Annotated in this window: 18 protein-coding genes; 10 read left to right on the top strand and 8 right to left on the bottom strand. The window is 72.8% G+C overall.

Features of this window, described 5'->3' with window-relative positions; all coding sequences use genetic code 11:
• Positions 1-200 precede the first annotated feature (200 nt).
• From OHA89_RS32680 to OHA89_RS32660, 5 genes are read left to right on the top strand one after another with little or no spacing between them, the layout of a single operon-like run.
• Positions 201-1733 carry a sensor histidine kinase KdpD gene (locus tag OHA89_RS32680; protein ID WP_266611359.1) on the top strand — a complete coding sequence of 511 codons (1533 nt, stop codon included), beginning with the start codon at positions 201-203 and terminating at the stop codon, positions 1731-1733.
• Positions 1730-2137, top strand: coding sequence for a roadblock/LC7 domain-containing protein (locus OHA89_RS32675; protein ID WP_215146923.1), 408 nt, complete (start codon positions 1730-1732; stop codon positions 2135-2137). Before OHA89_RS32680 ends, OHA89_RS32675 begins: the two co-directional genes overlap by 4 nt.
• Positions 2134-2493, top strand: coding sequence for a DUF742 domain-containing protein (locus OHA89_RS32670; RefSeq protein ID WP_406367751.1), 360 nt, complete (start codon positions 2134-2136; stop codon positions 2491-2493). The genes OHA89_RS32675 and OHA89_RS32670 overlap by 4 nt, the downstream gene beginning before the upstream one ends.
• The gene (locus OHA89_RS32665) at positions 2474-3097 is read left to right on the top strand and encodes an ATP/GTP-binding protein (protein ID WP_257557812.1); all 624 of its coding nucleotides are present in this window, start codon (positions 2474-2476) and stop codon (positions 3095-3097) included. The genes OHA89_RS32670 and OHA89_RS32665 overlap by 20 nt, the downstream gene beginning before the upstream one ends.
• Positions 3094-4458 carry a cytochrome P450 gene (locus OHA89_RS32660; RefSeq protein WP_266611356.1) on the top strand — a complete coding sequence of 455 codons (1365 nt, stop codon included), beginning with the start codon at positions 3094-3096 and terminating at the stop codon, positions 4456-4458. The genes OHA89_RS32665 and OHA89_RS32660 overlap by 4 nt, the downstream gene beginning before the upstream one ends.
• 8 nt (positions 4459-4466) lie before the next feature.
• Here OHA89_RS32660 and OHA89_RS32655 read toward each other — a convergent pair whose 3' ends face one another.
• The 5 genes from OHA89_RS32655 to OHA89_RS32635 form a co-directional block, all read right to left on the bottom strand.
• Positions 4467-5576 carry a terpene synthase family protein gene (locus OHA89_RS32655; RefSeq protein ID WP_266611354.1) on the bottom strand — a complete coding sequence of 370 codons (1110 nt, stop codon included), beginning with the start codon at positions 5574-5576 and terminating at the stop codon, positions 4467-4469.
• Between the two features lie 3 nt (positions 5577-5579).
• Positions 5580-6491, bottom strand: coding sequence for a methyltransferase domain-containing protein (locus tag OHA89_RS32650; protein ID WP_266611352.1), 912 nt, complete (start codon positions 6489-6491; stop codon positions 5580-5582).
• Positions 6492-6646: 155 nt separating this feature from the next.
• The gene (locus OHA89_RS32645; RefSeq protein ID WP_215146918.1) at positions 6647-7075 is read right to left on the bottom strand and encodes a universal stress protein; all 429 of its coding nucleotides are present in this window, start codon (positions 7073-7075) and stop codon (positions 6647-6649) included.
• 9 nt (positions 7076-7084) lie between these two features.
• Positions 7085-8596: an APC family permease gene (locus tag OHA89_RS32640; protein WP_266611349.1), complete on the bottom strand. Its 1512-nt coding sequence runs from the start codon at positions 8594-8596 to the stop codon at positions 7085-7087.
• A 47-nt stretch (positions 8597-8643) separates the two neighbouring features.
• Positions 8644-9237, bottom strand: coding sequence for a histidine phosphatase family protein (locus tag OHA89_RS32635; RefSeq protein ID WP_215146916.1), 594 nt, complete (start codon positions 9235-9237; stop codon positions 8644-8646).
• A 72-nt stretch (positions 9238-9309) separates the two neighbouring features.
• Here OHA89_RS32635 and OHA89_RS32630 point away from each other — a divergent pair, with 72 nt between their 5' ends.
• Entirely contained in the window at positions 9310-10020 is a 711-nt protein-coding gene (locus OHA89_RS32630) for a YoaK family protein (protein WP_406367750.1), read from the top strand.
• A 37-nt stretch (positions 10021-10057) separates the two neighbouring features.
• Here OHA89_RS32630 and OHA89_RS32625 read toward each other — a convergent pair whose 3' ends face one another.
• Together OHA89_RS32625 and OHA89_RS32620 are read right to left on the bottom strand one after the other, a co-directional pair.
• Positions 10058-11431, bottom strand: a complete 1374-nt coding sequence (locus OHA89_RS32625) for a cryptochrome/photolyase family protein (protein ID WP_406367749.1) — start codon at positions 11429-11431, stop codon at positions 10058-10060.
• The gene (locus OHA89_RS32620; RefSeq protein WP_406367748.1) at positions 11428-12990 is read right to left on the bottom strand and encodes an SDR family oxidoreductase; all 1563 of its coding nucleotides are present in this window, start codon (positions 12988-12990) and stop codon (positions 11428-11430) included. The genes OHA89_RS32625 and OHA89_RS32620 overlap by 4 nt, the downstream gene beginning before the upstream one ends.
• A 139-nt stretch (positions 12991-13129) precedes the next feature.
• Between OHA89_RS32620 and OHA89_RS32615 the strand changes: the two genes are divergently transcribed.
• From OHA89_RS32615 to OHA89_RS32600, 4 genes are all read left to right on the top strand, one after another.
• Positions 13130-13609, top strand: a complete 480-nt coding sequence (locus tag OHA89_RS32615; RefSeq protein ID WP_215146913.1) for an Lrp/AsnC family transcriptional regulator — start codon at positions 13130-13132, stop codon at positions 13607-13609.
• 45 nt (positions 13610-13654) lie between these two features.
• Positions 13655-14332: an HAD family phosphatase gene (locus OHA89_RS32610; protein ID WP_266611343.1), complete on the top strand. Its 678-nt coding sequence runs from the start codon at positions 13655-13657 to the stop codon at positions 14330-14332.
• Positions 14333-14416: 84 nt separating this feature from the next.
• The gene (locus OHA89_RS32605; protein WP_406367747.1) at positions 14417-15805 is read left to right on the top strand and encodes a cytochrome P450; all 1389 of its coding nucleotides are present in this window, start codon (positions 14417-14419) and stop codon (positions 15803-15805) included.
• A 49-nt stretch (positions 15806-15854) separates the two neighbouring features.
• Positions 15855-16928, top strand: coding sequence for an FAD-dependent oxidoreductase (locus tag OHA89_RS32600; RefSeq protein ID WP_406368671.1), 1074 nt, complete (start codon positions 15855-15857; stop codon positions 16926-16928).
• 4 nt (positions 16929-16932) lie between these two features.
• Here the strand turns inward: OHA89_RS32600 and OHA89_RS32595 are convergent, their stop codons facing one another.
• Positions 16933-17796 carry a hypothetical protein gene (locus tag OHA89_RS32595; protein ID WP_406367746.1) on the bottom strand — a complete coding sequence of 288 codons (864 nt, stop codon included), beginning with the start codon at positions 17794-17796 and terminating at the stop codon, positions 16933-16935.
• Positions 17797-17850: the final 54 nt, after the last annotated feature.

Genomic DNA, 17850 nt, shown 5'->3' with positions numbered 1-17850 from the left:
CGGATTCTGACGGCGCGGACGACGAACCCGGCCCGCCGGAGCGACCGGTCGTGCGCGGATCCATTTCAGGTCACGGCGCACCACGCCAACGGAGTCGTCACGTCCGCATCATGACCTGTTGTCAAGAGACTCAAGTTCAGCGGATAAGATCCCGGGCTGTTGTCCAATGATCTTTCGCTTTCGATCGTTTGAGGGTTCTGATGGTTCGAGAGGGATCGTCGCCCGGAAGTCCAGGGCCCACCTCACCCGTCGTATGGGCGTTGCCCGCCCTGCTGACCGCCGCGCTCGCGGCCGTCACCGTGGCGCTGGTCGCCGCGCCTGCCCGCACCCCCGTGGCCTGGGTCGGTGCCGCGGCCTTCGTCGCCGTCGCGCTCTCGTGCGGTGAGGCCGCCCGGCGCGGCAAGGCGGTGGCGGCGCTGCGTGCCACGGTCGCGGCGCAGGAGGCGGCACTGTTCCGGCAGCAGACCGAGACCGTACGGCTGGCCGAGGCGCTGTTGCCCGATGTCGTGGGGCGCCTGCGCAAGGGCGAGTTCCCGGAGGACGTACTCGCCTCCCTGGAGGATGCCAGTACCTACCAGCCCGGGCTGACCCCCGCGTTCAGGGCCGCCCACCACGCGGTGCTGCGCTCGGTGCTCGATGCCGTGGTCGCCGAGGAGGACCTGCGCGACTCGGCGCAGCGCGCCTTCGTGAACATCGCCCGCCGCGTCCAGGCGATCGTGCACCAACAGGCCCAGGAACTGCGGGAGATGGAGGACCGGCACGGCCAGTCTCCGGCAGTCTTCGGCGATCTGCTCCGGCTCGACCACGGCACCGCGCTCATCGGCCGGCTCGCCGACTCCATCGCCGTGCTCGGCGGCGCGCGGCCCGGCCGCCAGTGGAACAAGGCCGTGCCGCTGTACAGCGTGCTGCGCGGTGCCATGTCCCGGATCATCGACTACCAGCGCGTGGAGCTGCACTCCGTCTCGCAGGTCGCCGTGGTGGGCCCGGCGGTCGAGCCGCTCATCCACGCGCTGGCGGAGCTGCTGGACAACGCCACCCGCTACTCGCCGCCGCAGACCAAGGTCCATCTGACCGCCGTCGACGTGAACTCGGGCATCGCGATCGAGATCGAGGACGGCGGCCTGAGCATGAGCGAGGAGGCCCGCAACCGGGCCGAGCGCATGCTGCGCCAGGCGCAGGAGGGCATCGACCTCACCGACCTGGGGGAGACCCCGCGACTGGGCCTCGCCGTGGTCGGCCGGCTCTCGCAGGCGTACGACTTCCGGGTCTCGCTGCGCTCGTCGGCGTACGGCGGGGTACGGGCCGTCCTCGTCGTCCCGCAGGGGCTGATCACCACCGTCTCGACCGCGACCGGCGTCGCCCACGGCATCGGCACCGCCTCGGGGCCCCGCGCGGCCCTCGAGCCGGCGGCCGCGCCTGCGCAGCCGTCCCGGCCGGCCACGGGCCCGCAGGTTCCGGCGTTCGCCGAGGAGGTTCCCCTCGTGACCGAGCGGACCCCGAACGGGCTGCCGCAGCGTCGCCGCAAGGCCCGTGCCACGGCCTCCGACGAGCCCGCCGCCGTCGAGCGGACCACTGCCGAGGTCCCGGACCGGACCGAAGCACAGCCCGGGATGTGGCTGGCCGCCTTCCAGAGCGGCCTGTCCGGGGACAGCCGGACCGCCGGGAGCCACATCGCGGACAGCCAGACCACAGACGCCTCGCCGGCCTCGGCGAGCAAGGGGGAACAGCCATGAGTCAGTATCAGACCAATATGGACTGGATGCTCAAGGACCTGGCCGAGAGCGTTCCGCAGACCCGGCACGTCATCGTGCTCTCCGCCGACGGCCTGCGGATGGCCCAGTACGGCGCGGAGACCGACACGGCCGACCGGCTCGCCGCCGCCTGTGCCGGACTGCAGAGCCTGGCCGGCGCGGTCGCCTCCGAACTCCCGGGCAGCAACGGCCGGATGAGGCTGGTCGTGATCGAGATGGACGGCGGCTTCTTCTACCTGATGGCGGCGGGCGCCGGAGCCTATCTGGCGGTACTGGCCGGCGAGGGCGTCGACGCGGGGCTGATGGGCCAGCGCATGCGTGACCTCGTGGCGCGGATCGGAGAGCACCTCAGCAGCCCGCCGCGCAGCGACAGGCAGACCGCGTGAGGGAGCCGGGCAACAACTGGGAAGACGGGAGCCCCGAGCGGCTCTACGTCATCACCGGCGGTCGCAGCGGACCGTTAGTTCCCAGCGGCCTCGACCTGGTCACACTGATCGTTGCCAAGTCGGGGCCCCGGCCCGGCATGCAGCCGGAGCACGCGGCGATCATGCGGCTGTGTCAGGCGCCCCTCTCGGTGGCCGAGATCTCCGCGTACCTCGGCCTGCCGGTGAGCGTGGTCACCGTCCTGATCGACGATCTGCTCACTGCGGGCCAGGTGCTCTCCCGCGCACCCGTGGCCCGCGCCCAACTCCCCGACCTGGCATTGATTGAGGCAGTGATCGATGGACTTCGAAAGCTCTGAGGCGTCGCCCGCCGGGCCGCGGCGCGAGGACGTACTGCCGGCCACGGCCGCCGCCGCGGTCAAGGTGGTGATCGTGGGCGGCTTCGGGGTCGGCAAGACGACCCTGGTCGGCGCGGTGAGCGAGATCCGGCCGCTGACCACCGAGGAGACGATGACCCAGGCCGGGGTCGGCGTCGACGACACGGCGGGCGTGGAGCGCAAGACGTCCACCACCGTGGCCATGGACTTCGGCCGGATCAGCATCAACGAGGAACTGGTGCTGTACCTCTTCGGCACGCCCGGCCAGCAGCGCTTCTGGTTCCTCTGGCGCGGCCTGTTCGAGGGCGCGCTGGGCGCGGTGGTCCTGGTCGACACCCGCCGGCTGGAAGTCAGCTTCGATGTGATCGGCCGGCTGGAGGAGCGCGGGGTGCCCTTCGTGGTGGCCGTCAACTCCTTCCCCGACGCGCCCCAGCACCCGGTGGAGGAGCTGCGCAGCGCCCTCGACCTGCCCGCGTCCGTCCCGCTGGTGCTCTGCGACGCCCGGCGGCGCGACTCCAGCCGTGACGTCCTGATGACGCTGATGCGCCATCTGCACTCCCTCGCCGTGACTCCGGAGATATCGTGACCACTCCCCCCTACCCCGCCTCTCCCACTCCGCCGCCGGGCTGCCCCGCACACCGGCTCTACGGCCCCGAGGCCGAGGCCGACCCGATGGGCCTGTACGAGAAGCTGCGTGCCGAGCACGGCGCGGTGGCCCCCGTCCTGGTCCAGGGCGATCTGCCGGCCTGGCTGGTGCTCGGCCACCGCGAGAACCTGGACGTGGCACGCACTCCGTCGCGGTTCTCCCGGGACCCGCGCGGCTGGCGGGACCAGCAGGAGGGCAGGGTCCCGGCCGACCACCCCCTCACGCCGATGACGGCGTGGCAGCCCGTGTGCCACCTGGTCGACGGTGCGGAGCACGAGCGGCTGCGCGGTGCGGTCACCGAGTCGCTGGAGCGCTTCGACCGGCGCGGCGTGCGACGGTACGTCAAGCGCTTCGCCGATCAGCTGATCGACCAGTTCGCCGAGTCCGGGCGGGGCGACCTCGTCGCGGACTTCGCCGAGCCGCTGCCGATGCTGGTGATGACCCAGCTCGTCGGGGCGCCGGATTCGTACGGCCCGCGCCTCGTCGAGGCCGCCCGCGACATGCTCCAGGGCACCGAGACGGCCGTCGCCAGCAACGCGTACGTGACGGCCACGCTGCGCGAACTCGTGATGCGCAAGCGGGCGGTGCCCGGCCGCGACTTCACGACGTGGATGACGGAGCACCCGACGTCGCTGAGCGACGACGAGATCGTGGAGCACCTGCGCCTGGTGATGATCGCGGCCTTCGAGTCGACCGCCAACCTGATCGCGAACACCCTGCGCATGGTGCTCACCGACGGCCGCTTCCGCGCGAACCTCTCCGGCGGGCACATGACGCTGCCGGACGCCCTGGAGCAGGTCCTGTGGGACGAGCCTCCGTTCACCACGATCCTGGGACGCTGGGCCACCGGCGACACCGAGCTCGGCGGGGCGCAGATCAAGGCCGGGGACATGCTGCTGCTGGGGCTCGCCCCCGGAAACGTCGATCCGGAGATCCGCCCCGACCTGACGGTGCCCGTCCACGGCAACCGCTCCCACCTGTCCTTCAGCAGCGGCCCCCACGAGTGCCCCGGCCAGGACATCGGCCGGGCCATCGCGGACACCGGGATCGACTCGCTGCTCACGCGGCTGCCCGACCTGGAACTGGCCGTCCCCCAGGACGAACTGCGGTGGACGGCGTCCCTGATGTCCCGCCACCTGGTCGCCCTGCCGGTGCGGTTCACCCCGCGGGGAACCTCGGTCACGGGGACCACCCGGGCACCGGCCGCGGCGGCCGCCGCGCCGGCCGCCCCCCTTCCCGGGGAACGGCCGGCGGTGCGGGTCTCGTGGTGGGCCCGGCTGCTGGGCCGCCGGCGTCGCTGATCCGCGCGTCAGGCGTCGAGCTGCTGCCACCACCAGGCGAGAGCCGGGACCGGCGGCGGCTCGACCCGCGTGTCGCTGGGCGTGTCGCTCCAGGTGACGTCGAACCGGGCGCCGTCCACCGGGAGTTCGTTGCGGTTGCGCGGACTGGCGTAGCGCGGCGCCCGGCAGTGGTACTCCAGATCGCCCGCGATCCAGTGCTCCAGCGAGCCGAGGTAGCGCTCCAGCTGCTCGCCCGCGCCGCGGCCGAGCTGTTCGCGCAGCCGGACGAACAGGGTCACCGTCCGGTCCCGCAGCGCGTAGACGGCGGGCAGCGCCTCGGCCGGAGTGCACCCGTTCTGCGCGGCCAGGACGTTGACCAGGTTCTGTTCCCACGGGACGTGGTGGTCGTCCTTGTTGTACGAGAACAGGTCGTTGTCACAGCTGACGATGAACCCGGCCGCGTCGGTCAGGGCCTGGACCGGCGCGGAGTACAGCTGTTCGCCCGGCACGGCGATCCCGTTCGCGACATCGCACCACGTGAGGGTGAAACGGGTGCCGTTGCTCGAGATCCGCGCCGCCACGAAGTCGTTCAGGCTCGGCATGATGCCCCGCTCGGCGTTGGCCGTCTGCCAGCTGGCGCCGGCCACCCAGTCGCGGACGCCCTCGGTGAAGCGGCGCAGCTGGACGGGGGTGAGCATCTCCCGGGTGCGGGCCGCGAGGTCCTCCAGCGCGGCGGTGTGCGGCCCCCGCGGCAGCAGGCCGGAGCCGGGGGCCTCGATGGTGCGGACCAGCCGGGCGCCGTGGTCCGCGACGGACGCCGTGCTCGACGCACCGGTGTTGGAGTCCTGCCAGTCGTCGGTGGCGAAGGCCCAGTAGTTCCACTCGCTGAAGAGCAGCATCGGCTCGACGTCGCCGTACGGGATGATCCGGCTGGTGAAATCGGCGGCGCGGGTGGCCAGCCCCCAGGCTCGCTCGGTGGCGTCCGGGTAGAACCCGTACGTGTCGATCCAGGCGATGGCCCGCTTCTCGATCTCCCCCGCAGCGGGGTGGATGAGGTCCTTCTCGAACGGGCAGTAGAACGGCGGCAGCTGCCAGCCGATGCGGGAGGGGCGGACGTCCTCGCGGTAGAGAGGTGCCATCGGTCAGTTGCCCCCGCCCAGACGGAACAGCAGGAGCCGGGTTTCCAGCGCGTGGTCGCGCCAGATGCGGAACAGCTTGCCGTGCGTGATGGTGGACTCCTGGAGCCGCTCGCGCGACCAGGCGGACGGGGCGCCGCACCGCTCCACCCGGTCCAGTTCGGCGGTGTTCCAGGCCATGGACTGCACCCAGAACTCGGCGACCCGGTCCGTGACGTCCTCGTCCTGCTCCAGTTCGAAGCCGGCGGCCTCGGCGGCGGTGATGTACTCGGTGAGGGTGCCGAGGCGAGTCTTGTAGTAGCCGTCGATGAACTCGGTCCACTCGGGACGGCAGATGAAGTGTTCCTGGATTCCGAACCATCCGCCCGGTTTCAGGGACTTGGCCACGACTTCGAAGAGCCGCTCACGGTCCATGTAGCCGGAACTCTCGTTGGCGTACGCGGCGTCGTACTTCTCGCGGGTGCCGAACGTGTGGACGTCGGCGAGCAGCGGGGTTACCCGGTCGGACACACCGGCCTGCCTGGCGAAGTCCTCGATGACGGGGACGTGGTCGGCGGCGACGGTGAGGCCGGTGACCTTCGTGCCGTGCTCCTGGGCCCAGTAGAGGGAACCGCCGCCGATACCGCAGCCGATGTCGAGGAGGCGGCCGGGCGGGGTCGCGTACGCGCCCCAGGTGCGGGCCGCGTGCTCGACTATCGCCTCCTGGGACTCGACGATGCGGCGCTTGAGCACCCGCTGGGAGACGGTGGTGTTCGGTGTCGCGCCGGGAGCGAAGAGCCCCATGTGGAAGTGGACCCGCGGTCCCGGCCCGTACTTGTGCAGGATGTCAGCCGTCTTGCGGCTGTAGTAGAGGCGCACTTGGCTTTCATCGAACGCCTGGCCACCCGTGGGGGGCTGGATGACGAGGTTTCTGTCCATCGGTTCTCCGGTCATGCGGTCACGTGGGGGTGTTGATCGGCCGCCCCACTCTGCCCATCCGTGATCGAGAAAACGCCTTGATCACTCAGGGATTGAGCATAGTGACACATGAAATAGCCAGTTTTCCGGCCAAGTTGGTCGACTGCGGCGACTCGTCAGAGAGTCTCGCCGTGCTCCGTGGGCACGCACAGCACCGGAATCGGAGACAGGTGCAGGAGTTTGTGCGGGGTGGAGCCCAACAGGGCGCCGCGGATCGGGCTGTCGCCCCACGTGCCGACGATGATGACCCGGGCGTCGTGCCGCCGGGCGGCGTCGAGCAGGGCCTGCGCGGGCTTGTCGTCGACCACCTCGACCGCCGAGGGCACACCCGCCTCGTCGGCGGCCTCGACGGCGCGCGCCAGGGCGCTGCGGCCCGTCTGGCGGACGGCCTCACGGTGCGCCCGGTACTCCTCGCCGGTGGGGCCGGGGGCGGCCGCCCCGTAGACGAGGACGAGGGGCTCCCCGAAGGCGGTGGCGACCTCCAGCGCCACGCGCAGCGCCCGCTCCGCGCCGGGCGACTCGTCGTATCCGAGGACGACGGACATCGGGCCTCCTCAGCTCTTCCTGCCGTGGACGAGGTCCGGGTCGACCACCCCGCGGCGCTCCTGCCAGAACGTGCCGTCCCGCAGCCGCCAGTAGCCCATGAACAGAACGCCGGCGACGGCGATCGCGATGCCGATGACCAGGGGCGGGCCGAGACCGAACCAGGAGGCACCGGTGGCCGAATTCTCCGGGTTGGACATGTCCCCGACCGACTCCACCAGCAGCCAGAGCAGCAGGGCTGCGCCGACCACCGGGCCGACTCCGATGAACAGCAGGTTGTGCAGACTCTCGAGCAGGTGGCGGCGGTAGTAGACGGCACAGGCCAGGCCGGTGAGCGCGTAGTAGAAGGCGATGAGCAGGGACAGCGCGGTGAGCGAGTCCAGGAGCGCGTTCTCGCTGATCTGGTTGACGACGAGGTACCAGCCGATGGCGATGCCGGCCACCCACCACGTGCTCACGTCCGGGGTCCTGAAACGCGGGTGGATGTGCGAGAGGGGCGGCGGCAGCGCGTGTCGGCGGGCCATGGACAGGGCGGTGCGGGAGGCGGGGATGATCGTGGTCTGGGTGGAGGCCAGCGCGGAGGTGCAGACGGCGAGGAGCACCACCCAGTCCCAGCCGCCCATGACCTCGTGGGCGAGTACGGCGAAGATGGCCTCCTCCTCGGCCGCGTTCTCGGCGAGGAAGGTGGTCCCGGCGTAGCCGACGACCGCGAAGCCCACGGACACGTAGGTCACCAGGAGGACCACCGTCGACCACAGTCCGGCCTTGCCCGGCGCCGTGGCCGAGTTCTCGACCTCCTCGGTGAGATTGACCGCGGACTCCCAGCCCCAGTACATGAACACGCCGAGCAGCAGTCCCCCGGTGAGGGCGGCGCCACCGGCGCCGAACGGGTTGAGCCAGCTGAGGGACGGCTCGATCTCCTCGAGGGTGCTGGTGCCGGTGTAGGTGCGGTAGATGGCGACCACCGCGAAGGTCAGGAGGAAGAAGACCTGGGCGAGGATGAGGATGTCCTGGAGGTGGGCCGACAGTTCGGTGCCGATGACACAGATGGCGGTCATGGCCAGGATCACCGCGACGGTGAGGGTCTGGCGGATCACGTCGTTGGCGGCCCAGTCGTCGAGTCCGAAGGCGAGCAGGCCGAAGGTGACGGCGACGTCCGCCAGTGAGCCGATGACCAGCACGCCGGTCATGGCGATGGCCCAGCCGCCGAGCCAGCCCGCCCAGGGGCCCATGGCCCGGGTGACCCACGAGAAGGTCGTCCCGCAGTCCTGGTCGACCTTGTTGAGGTAGTAGAAGGCGGCGGCGATCAGCAGCATCGGGACGAAGGAGGCCAGCATCACGCCCGGCGCGTAGATCCCGACGAGGGCCACGATCGGCCCGAGCACGGCGGCCAGGGAGTAGGCGGGCGAGGTGGAGTTCAGGCCGATGACCAGCGCGTCGAGGAATCCGATCGCGTTGGCCTTCAGTCCCGGCTCCGGGACGGCGACCTGCGGGCCGTCGCGGCCCGTGCTGTCTTCGGCCATGTAGGCATCGTCGCCCGAGGGCGGCCGCCGCGCGAGGCGGGAGACCTCTACGGGCGGGTGTTCCAGCCCGCGATCACGGGGAGCCCGTGCTCCGTGGAGAGCATGCTGACCGTGCCGGTGCGCAGCAGGAACAGCCGGCCCTGCTCGGGGCCCAGGCCCAGGTAGCGGGCGGTGAGGACGCGCAGGAAGTGGCCGTGGGCGACGATGACCACGTTGCCGCCGTCCGCGCGGAGCACCGGGGCGACCCGGGCCAGGGCGCGGTCCGCGCGGGCGCCCACCTGGGCGGCGTTCTCGCCGGGGTGGGCCTCGTCGCCGGGCGGCACCCCGTCGGTCCACAGGGACCAGTCGGGGGTGGTCCGCTTGATCTCCGCGGTGGTCACGCCTTCGTAGCCCCCGTAGTCCCACTCGTGCAGGTCGGGGTCGGTGACCCCGCCGGTGAGCCCCGCGAGCTGCGCCGTGGCGACGGCCCGGCGCAGCGGGCTGGTCAGCACCATCGCCGGGTGGCGGTCGCGGAAGTAGGGGGCCAGCGAGATGGCCTCCTCGACCCCTCGCGCGGTCAGCGGGAGGTCGGTGAGCCCGGTGTGCCGTCCGTTCGCGCTCCACGCCGTCTCGCCGTGCCTCACCAGCAGCAGGTCGCTCATCCTCCGGACCCTAGGCCCTGTCCGGCATGTCGGCGCCGAGGGCCGGGGGTGGGCGTGTCACTGTCGGGCCTCATGAAGGTGGGTGCGCACCCGTTGCGTCCGTCCCTGACGGGGCTGCTGATCGTCCTGACCGCGGTCACCGGGCTGATCGAGGCGGTGAGCCTGCTCGCCCTCGGGCCGGTCTTCACCGCGATGCAGACGGGCAATGTGCTCTTCCTGGCGTTCGGGCTCGCGCGGGAGGGCAATCTGCCCGCGGTGTCGTCCGCTGTGTCGCTGGTGGCGTTCGCCGCCGGGGCCGTGTGCGGGGCGCGGATGGAATCGGCCGCGGAGGCCCGGGGGTGGCGCTGGGTCGGGCTCGGCCTGTACGTCGAGGCCGCGCTGATCCTGGCCGGTGCGGCCGTCGGATGGGACGTGGCGCCGCGGTACGGGCATCCGGCCGCCGCGCATGTGACGGTGACCGTGCTGCTGGCGACGGCGATGGGCATCCGCACGGTGACGAGCATGCGGGTGAACGTGCCCGGCGTGCCGACGACCCTGGTCACCCGGTCCATGACCTCGCTGATCGGCAGCTCGGCCCTGGGACACGACAGCGCCTTCGGGTACGGGACGGGAGCCTGGCGGCTTCGGGCCAAGGCGGTGCTGTCGATGTTCGCGGGCGGGCTGACCGGGGCCCTGCTGATCCGGGCCGGGTGGACCGTGGGCGAGCTGCTGCTGCCCGCTGCGGCCGTGGTGTCGGCGGTGGCCCTCGCGCACCGGACGCTGCCCCGGCTGCACACCCGCTAGTGCGCGTCGTCACGGGGGCGTCGGCGGCGCACGGCGCTCACCCGGTCCCCCGCGCCCGCCGGAAGCGGTCGAGTCCCTCGGCGAGCCCCACCACCGGGTCCGGGTAGTCGTACCGCGCCCGCTCGAGGCCCGGCAGCCGCCACGGCTCGTGCACGTGAGGCGCGGGGAGCCCGGCGAGCTCCGGCACCCAGCGGTGGACGTAGCGGCCCTGCGGGTCGTACCGAAGGCCCTGCCGGACGGGGTTGAGCACGCGGTTGGGGCGGGTGTCGGTGCCCGTGCCCGCGGCCCATTGCCAGTTGAGCTGGTTGTTGGCGAGGTCTCCGTCGACCAGGAGGTCCAGAAAGTGGCGGGCGCCGGTCCGCCAGTCGACGTACAGGGTCTTGGTGAGGAAGCTCGCGGCGAGCAGCCGGCCGCGGCCCGGCATCCAGCCCTCTTGGCGCAGCTGGCGCATCGCGGCGTCCACCACCGGGTAGCCGGTGCGGCCCTCCTTCCAGGCCTCGGTCTCCTCCTCGGCGGCGTGGCCGGTGCGCCACCGGTCGTGGCGGGGGCGGTAGTCCTCGGCGGCCGCCTCGGGGCGTGCGGCGAGGACCTGGTGGTGGAAGTCGCGCCAGCACAGCTGCCGGACGAAGGCCTCGGCGCCCGGGCCGCCGACGGCCCGGGACCGGTGGACGGCCTCGGCGGCCGAGAGGGTGCCGAAGTGCAGGTGCGGGGAGAGCCGGGAGGTGGCGTCGCCGGCCAGGTCGTCGTGGGTGTCCTCGTAGCGGGAGATGCCGGAACGCAGCCAGTTCGCCAGCAGCCGGCGGGCCTCCGTCTCGCCGCCCCGGGCGAGGCCCGGGGAGACTCCGGTGAGGGCGCCGCGCACGGGCAGCGGCTCGGAGCCGAGGCCTTCGGGGAGCCGGACGGTGCGGGGGGCCGCGGCGAGGGCCCGCGGCGGCAGCTCGGCCCAGCGGCGGAAATAGGGCGTGAAGACGGCGAAGTGGTCGGAGCCGGCGGGCAGGACGGCCCCGGGGGCGACCGCGGTGATCACCATGTCGTGCACGTGCAACCGGCGGCCCTCTGCTTCGAGGGCGGTGCGCAGCCGATCCTCGCGGGCGTGGGCGTAGCCGCTGACCCCCGCGGCCATGTGGACCTCGTCGGCGTCCGTCTCCCGCGCGAGGGCGCAGACTTCCCGGACGGCGTCCCCGGAGCGGATCACGAGGCGGCCGCCGCGCTCGCGCAGTCCGGCGTCCAGGTCGGCGAGGCAGTCGGCGAGGAAGGCCTGCCGGTTGGGCGGGGCGAATCCGGCTGCCGCGAGGGCGTGGTCGCGGACGAAGAGCGGCACCACCCGGTCACAGGAGGCCAGGGCCGCGCGCAGCGGCGGATGGTCGTGCAGGCGCAGGTCGGAGGTGTACAGGACCACCGCGACGTTCATGGATCTCGCTCCGGGTCGGGCTGGGCAGGACGGTTGTCGTGCGGTACTCCGGCCGCGGCGGATGCGGGGGCATCGGAAGCGGCCGGACGTTCGGCGGCGCGGGCGATGTTGCGGGCCATCCCGCCGAACACCACGGCGTGGAAGGGGGACACGCTCCACCAGTACACGTGGCCGAGCAATCCGTGCGGGTGGAACAGCGCCCGCTGCCGGTAGCGCGCGCGGCCGGGCTCGGGGCAGGGATCCGCGTACATCTCCAGCCAGGCCAGGCCCGGCAGCCGCATCTCGGCGCGCAGGCGCAGCAGCCGGCCCGGTTCGATCTCCTCCACCCGCCAGAAATCCAGGGCGTCACCCACCCGGAGCCGGGTCGCGTCGCGGCGGCCGCGGCGGATGCCGACTCCGCCGACGAGCCGGTCGAGCCAGCCTCGTACGGACCAGGCCAGCGGGAAGGAGTACCAGCCGTTCTCGCCTCCGATGCCCTCCACCACCCGCCACAGCGCGCCGGGCGAGGCCTCGACGGCCATCTCCCGCCGGTCGGTGTAGAGGCTGCCGCCCGCCCAGTCGGGGTCCGTGGGCAGCGGGTCGCTGGGCGCGCCCGGCACGGAGGCGGAGGACCAGCGAGTGGTCACCTCGGCCTCCCGCACCCGCCGCAGGGCCAGCGACAGGGCCTGGTCGAAGCCGACCGGCGCACCGGGCGGGTCGGGGACGTGGCGCGCGATGTCGTGCTCCGCGCAGACCACCTCGTGGCGCAGTGATTCGGCGAGCGGCCGGGCCAGCGCCCGCGGTACGGGGGTGACCAGGCCGATCCAGTGGCTGGACAGGCCGGGGGTGAGCATCGGGACGCGCAGGATGAGCCGGCGGGGCAGCTCGGCCACGGCTGCGTAGCGGCGCATCATCTCCTCGTACGTGACCACGTCCGGGCCGCCGATGTCGAACGCCCGGTTCACCTCGGGCGCCATGGTGGCGCTGCCGACGAGGTAGCGCAGGACGTCGCGGACGGCGATGGGCTGGCAGCGGGTCCCCACCCAGCTGGGCGTCACCATGACGGGCAGCCGCTCGGTGAGGTAGCGCAGCATTTCGAAGGAGGCCGAACCGGATCCGATGATGACGGCGGCGCGCAGGACGGTGGCCGGCACGGGGCCGGCCAGGAGGATCTCGCCGACCTCCGCGCGGGAGCGAAGGTGCGGGGAGAGCTCGCGGACGGGGATGCCGGCGGGGGTGAGCCCGCCGAGGTAGACGATGCGGCGGACTCCGGCGGAGTGGGCCTGCTCGGCGAAGATGCGGGCGGCGGCGCGGTCGCGCTCCTCGAATCCGGAGCCGCCGCCGAGGGCGTGCACGAGGTAGTAGGCCACCTCGATGCCGTCCAGGGCCTCGGCCACGGACTGCGGGTCGGTGGCGTCGCCGCGGACGATCTCGGTCTGTCCGGCCCAGGGATGGTCACGGAGTTTCTCCGGGGACCGGGCCAGGCAGCGGACGCGGTGTCCGGCGGCGAGGAGCTCGGGCACCAGTCGGCCGCCGATGTAGCCGGTGGCCCCGGTGACCAGGCAGTTCATACCTGTCATGGCTCTCTCCGTTCGTGGATCCGGTGCGAATGCCGCCCACAACACACTCACCCCTCGCTTCCGGGAGTGCCATGCGGCGTCCCCGCGGAGCACCGCCTGGTCAAGATCCGGCGAACTGGGCCATTGGTACAGTCTCGGCATGGCGGTGGACGAGCTCGACACGAGGATCCTGCGCCTGCTGATCGAGCAGCCGCGCACCAGTGTCCGCGAGTACGCCCGCATCCTCGGCGTCGCCCGCGGCACGCTGCAGGCACGGCTGGACCGGCTGGAGCGCACCGGGGTGATCACCGGGACGGGACCCTCGCTCTCCCCCGCCGCGCTGGGGCATCCGGTGCTGGCCTTCGTGCACATCGAGGTGACCCAGGGGCACCTGGACGACGTGGGCGAGGCGCTGGCGGCCGTTCCCGAGATCATCGAGGCCTTCTCGATCACCGGTGGCGGGGACCTGCTGACGCGCGTGGCGGCGCGCGACAACGCACATCTGGAGGACGTGATCCAGCGGCTGATCCAGCTGCCGGGGGTGGTCCGCACCCGCACCGAGGTGGCCCTGCGCGAGCGGGTCGCGCACCGGTTGCTGCCGCTGGTCGAGGCCGTGGGACGGGCTGCCCGCAAAACCTGACAGGATGGTAAAGACAGGACACGACCGGCAGGACGGACACAACGGATGATTTCCGTCATATTCGATCTCGACGGCACCCTCGTGGACAGCGAGCCGAACTACTACGAGTCGGGGCGCCGCACTCTGGAGCGGCACGGGGTCCCGGACTTCACCTGGGAGCAACACTCCCGCTTCATCGGCATCGGCACCCTGGAGACGCTGGAGATCCTCCGGGAACGGTACGGGATCCAGGCGCCGGTGGAGCAGCTGCTCGCCGAACAGAACGCCGCCTACCTCGAGTTGGCCCGGACGGGGACGGAAGTCTTCCCGGAGATGCGGAAGTTCGTGGAGCGGCTGCGCGCCGAGGGGGTGCCGATGGCGGTGGCCTCCGGTTCCTCGCGCGAGGCGATCGACGCGGTGCTGGCCGGTACCGGTCTGGACGCCCTGCTGACGACGGTGGTCTCCGCCGAGGAGGTCGCGCACGGCAAGCCCGCCCCGGACGTGTTCCTGGAGGCGGCCCGCCGGCTGGGCGCCGAGCCCGCCGGCTGCGTGGTCGTCGAGGACGCGGAGCCGGGAGCGCTGGCGGCCCGCGCGGCCGGCATGGAATGCGTGGCGATCCCGTACGTGGCGGAGCGCGCGCACGACGCCGCCTTCGCGGACGCCGGGCTGCTCTTCCCGGGCGGACAGCGGGAGTTCACCGCCGACGCGGCCTACGACTGGCTGACCGCGCGCACCGCGCCCTGACGCCCGCCGGGGCGGCGGGGGCCGTTCACCGCCGGGCCTCGCGGTCCTCTGGTGCCCTGGCGCGGTCGCTGCCAGGATGCCTGCGTGACCGCCACCACGCTGCCCCGGGGCACCGGGAGCGGGCCGCGCCAGTGGCCCCTGATCGGGAATCTGCCCGCCTTCGCCCGCGACCCGTTGGCCTTCTTCGAGTCGCTGCGCGATGACCACGGGGACTGGGTGCCGTGGGCGCTCGGGCCGCAGCGCAACGTGCTGATCTCGCGGCCCGAGCACGCCGGTGAGCTGCTCGGGGCCGTGGAGGGCACCTTCAAGCCGATGGAACTGGGCTGGGCCTTCCACCAGTTGCTGGGCGACGGGGTCGTCGTGGCCACCGGGGACGACTGGCGGCGCAAGCGGGCCCTGGTCCAGCCCGCGGTCCGGCCGCGCCAAGTGCGCTCGTACGCCGCCACGATGGTGGAGTGCGCGGATGCGCTGGCCGGGAGCTGGCGCGAGGGCGACCGGATCGACGTGCACCGGGAGATGGCCGGACTCACCCAGCGGATCGCGGTGCGCACGCTGTTCGGGAGCGACGCCGCCGGCCGGGAGGCGCCCATCAGCGCCGCCATGGCCACCGCCCAGCGGGAACTGGGGGCCGAGTTCCGGGGGCTGACGCTGTTTCTGCCGCCGTGGGTGCGGACGCCCGGGCGACGGCGGATGCGGGAGGCCGTGGCGGTCCTGGACCGGGAGATCGCACACGTCATACGGGAGCACGAGGCGGCCTCGGCCGCCGGGGCCGAGCGGGACGACCTGCTGAGCCGGCTGCTCGCGGCCCGCGACGAACACGGCGCCCCGCTGTCCCGCAAGGAGCTGCGGGACGAGTCGATCACCCTCTACATCGGCGGCCACGAGACCACCTCGACCACCCTGACCTGGGCCTGGCAACTCCTGTCGGGGGCGCCCGGGGCGCGGGCCCGGCTGACCGGGGAGCTGGACCGGGTGCTCGGCGGGCGGCTGCCGACGTACGACGACTACGCGCGGCTGCCCTGGACCCGGCAGGTGGTCAAGGAGTCGCTGCGGATCTACCCGCCGATCTGGCTGATCTCGGCGGTGGCCGGGGAGGGCGCGAGCATCGGCGGGCGCCCCGTACCCGCGGGGACCGCGCTGTGGACCAGCCCGTGGTCGATGCACCGGGACGAACGCTGGTTCCCGGATCCGGAAGCCTTCCGGCCCGAGCGGTGGGACGCGGATGCCCCGCATCCGGTGCCCGACCACGCCTGGATCCCCTTCGGCGGCGGCCCGCGGGCGTGTCTGGGGGCGCGGTTCGCGCTGGTGGAGGCCGTGCTCGTACTGGCGGTGCTGGGGCAGCGGTTCCACCTGGACAGCGGGAGCGAGCGGGCCGGGGTGTTCCCGGGGCTCACCCTGCAGCCGACCGGACCGGTGCGGGCGACGCTGCGCCCGGTGCCGGGCGGGGAAGATCCGGCCGTGCCCCGCAGTTAGTAGAACCGTGAACAATGTTCTGACGCGGGATGCGGACGCGAACGTGGGCATGGGCGTGGACGTGGTGGTGGTCGGGGCCGGGCAGGCGGGGCTGTCCAGCGCCTACCACCTCGCCCGGGCGGGGATCGACCACGTGGCCCTGGACCACGCGCCCCGTCCGGGCGGGGCCTGGCAGTTCCGCTGGCCCTCGCTCACCTACGGCAAGGTCCACGGGATGCACGCCCTGCCCGGCATGGAACTGTCCGGCGCCGATCCGCTGCGGCCCTCCTCCGAGGTGATCGGGGAGTACTTCGCCGCCTACGAGGAGCGCTTCGGCCTGCGCGTACGGCGGCCCGTGGACGTCTCGGCGGTCCGCGAGGGAGCCGACGGGCGACTGCTGGTCGAGTCCTCGGCCGGCACCTGGTCCGCCCGGGTCCTGATCAACGCCACCGGCACCTGGGACCGGCCGTTCTGGCCGCGTTACCCGGGTCAGGAGACCTTCCACGGGCGGCAGCTGCACACCGCGAACTACCCGGGGCCCCAGGAGTTCGCCGGAGCACGGGTGATCGTCGTGGGTGGCGGCACTTCGGCGGTGCAGCACCTGCTCGAGATATCGGCGGTGGCCGCGGAGACCACCTGGGTGACCCGGCGGCCCCCGGTCTTCCGCGACGGCAGCTTCGGCGAGGCCGAGGGCCGGGCGGCGGTGGCGCTGGTGGACGAGCGCGTCCGCCGGGGGCTGCCGCCGCAGAGCGTGGTCAGCGTGACGGGACTCCCGCTGAACGAGGCCGTACGGGCCGGACTCGACTCGGGGGTGCTGGACCGCCGGCCCGTGTTCGACCGGATCACCCGCACGGGCGCCGCCTGGGCCGACGGCAGCCGGGTGGAGGCGGACGTCATCCTCTGGGCGACCGGGTTCCGGGCGGCCGTGGACCACCTGGCTCCACTGCGCCTGCGCGAGCCGGGCGGCGGCATCCGGGTCGAGGGGACCAGGGCCGTGCGCGACGAGCGGATCCACCTCGTCGGCTACGGCCCGTCGGCGTCGACCATCGGTGCCAACCGCGCGGGAGCGGCGGCGGTGCGCGAAATCCGCCGGCTGCTGGCCCGCGAACGGGCCGGGGGGCCGGTCGGAGCTCGCGTGGGCTGAGCCCTCAGCCGGCCTCCGGTTCGTCGATCGGGAACGTCCGGTCCGGGGTGCCGCCGGCCGCGCGGGCCTCCCGGGTCGGGTACACGTAGCCCCTCCCGTCCCGCACGTCCAGAACGGGATCGGTCCAGTTCTCGGTGTCCTCAGGGACGAGGATGCGCGTGGCGCCCCGCTCCGCGTCGTGGATCAGCAGCGAGACGATGTTGTAGAGCTGGGCACCGATGTGGCCGAGCCCCTGCTGCGGGTGGTCCGTCGGCCCCTCGATCCGAATGGTGAAGAAGCGCTCGTCCTCCCAGAAACCGCCCTTGTCCAGCCACTCGCCCTCCCCCACGCGCACGCCGTTGACCCAGAGCCGGGCCTCGGCAGGGCTGTCGCGGAACAGGAGCACCGATCGGTGGCGGTCGCCGGCGGTGAAATCCACCTCGATCTGGTGCCGGGTCCAGCAGTCGATGAAACTGCTGCAAGCCCCGGGTACCTCCCCGTGCCGATAGCTCTCGATCTTTCCTCCCGGCGGTACGACGGGATCCTGACTGCAGACCTCGGCGAAGCGGCAGGCCCGGTCGACACGCCGGGTGCAGCCGAGCCCCGTCGCCGCGATGTCGCGCGGCGCGGCCTGCGAGAGCAGTTCTCCCAGCCGCTCCACGAACCGGTCCTCGCCGACCAGAGCGGTCAGGTCGGCCTCGTCGAACCACCAATGCAGCAGGTCGACTCCGACCGGGGAACGGGCCAGCCAGTGCTGCCACTCCGCCGCATGGCGGCCCCAGCGTTGGGCCACCCGCTCCTGCGCCGCCCGCTCGGCGGCGGCAGCGGCCACGGCAGCCGCGTCCACCGGCGGTGCGGCTTCCTGCGCCTGTGCCTCGTCGGCGGGCACGCTCTGCGGCGCCTCAGCCTTCGCTTCGGCTTTCTCTATCGCTTTCGCTTTCGC

The sequence above is a fragment of the Streptomyces sp. NBC_01546 genome, from assembly GCF_045208355.1.
Classification (GTDB): domain Bacteria; phylum Actinomycetota; class Actinomycetes; order Streptomycetales; family Streptomycetaceae; genus Streptomyces.
The sequence above is the reverse complement of the archived record's forward strand: the minus strand, read 5'-3'. Positions and strand labels throughout refer to the sequence as shown.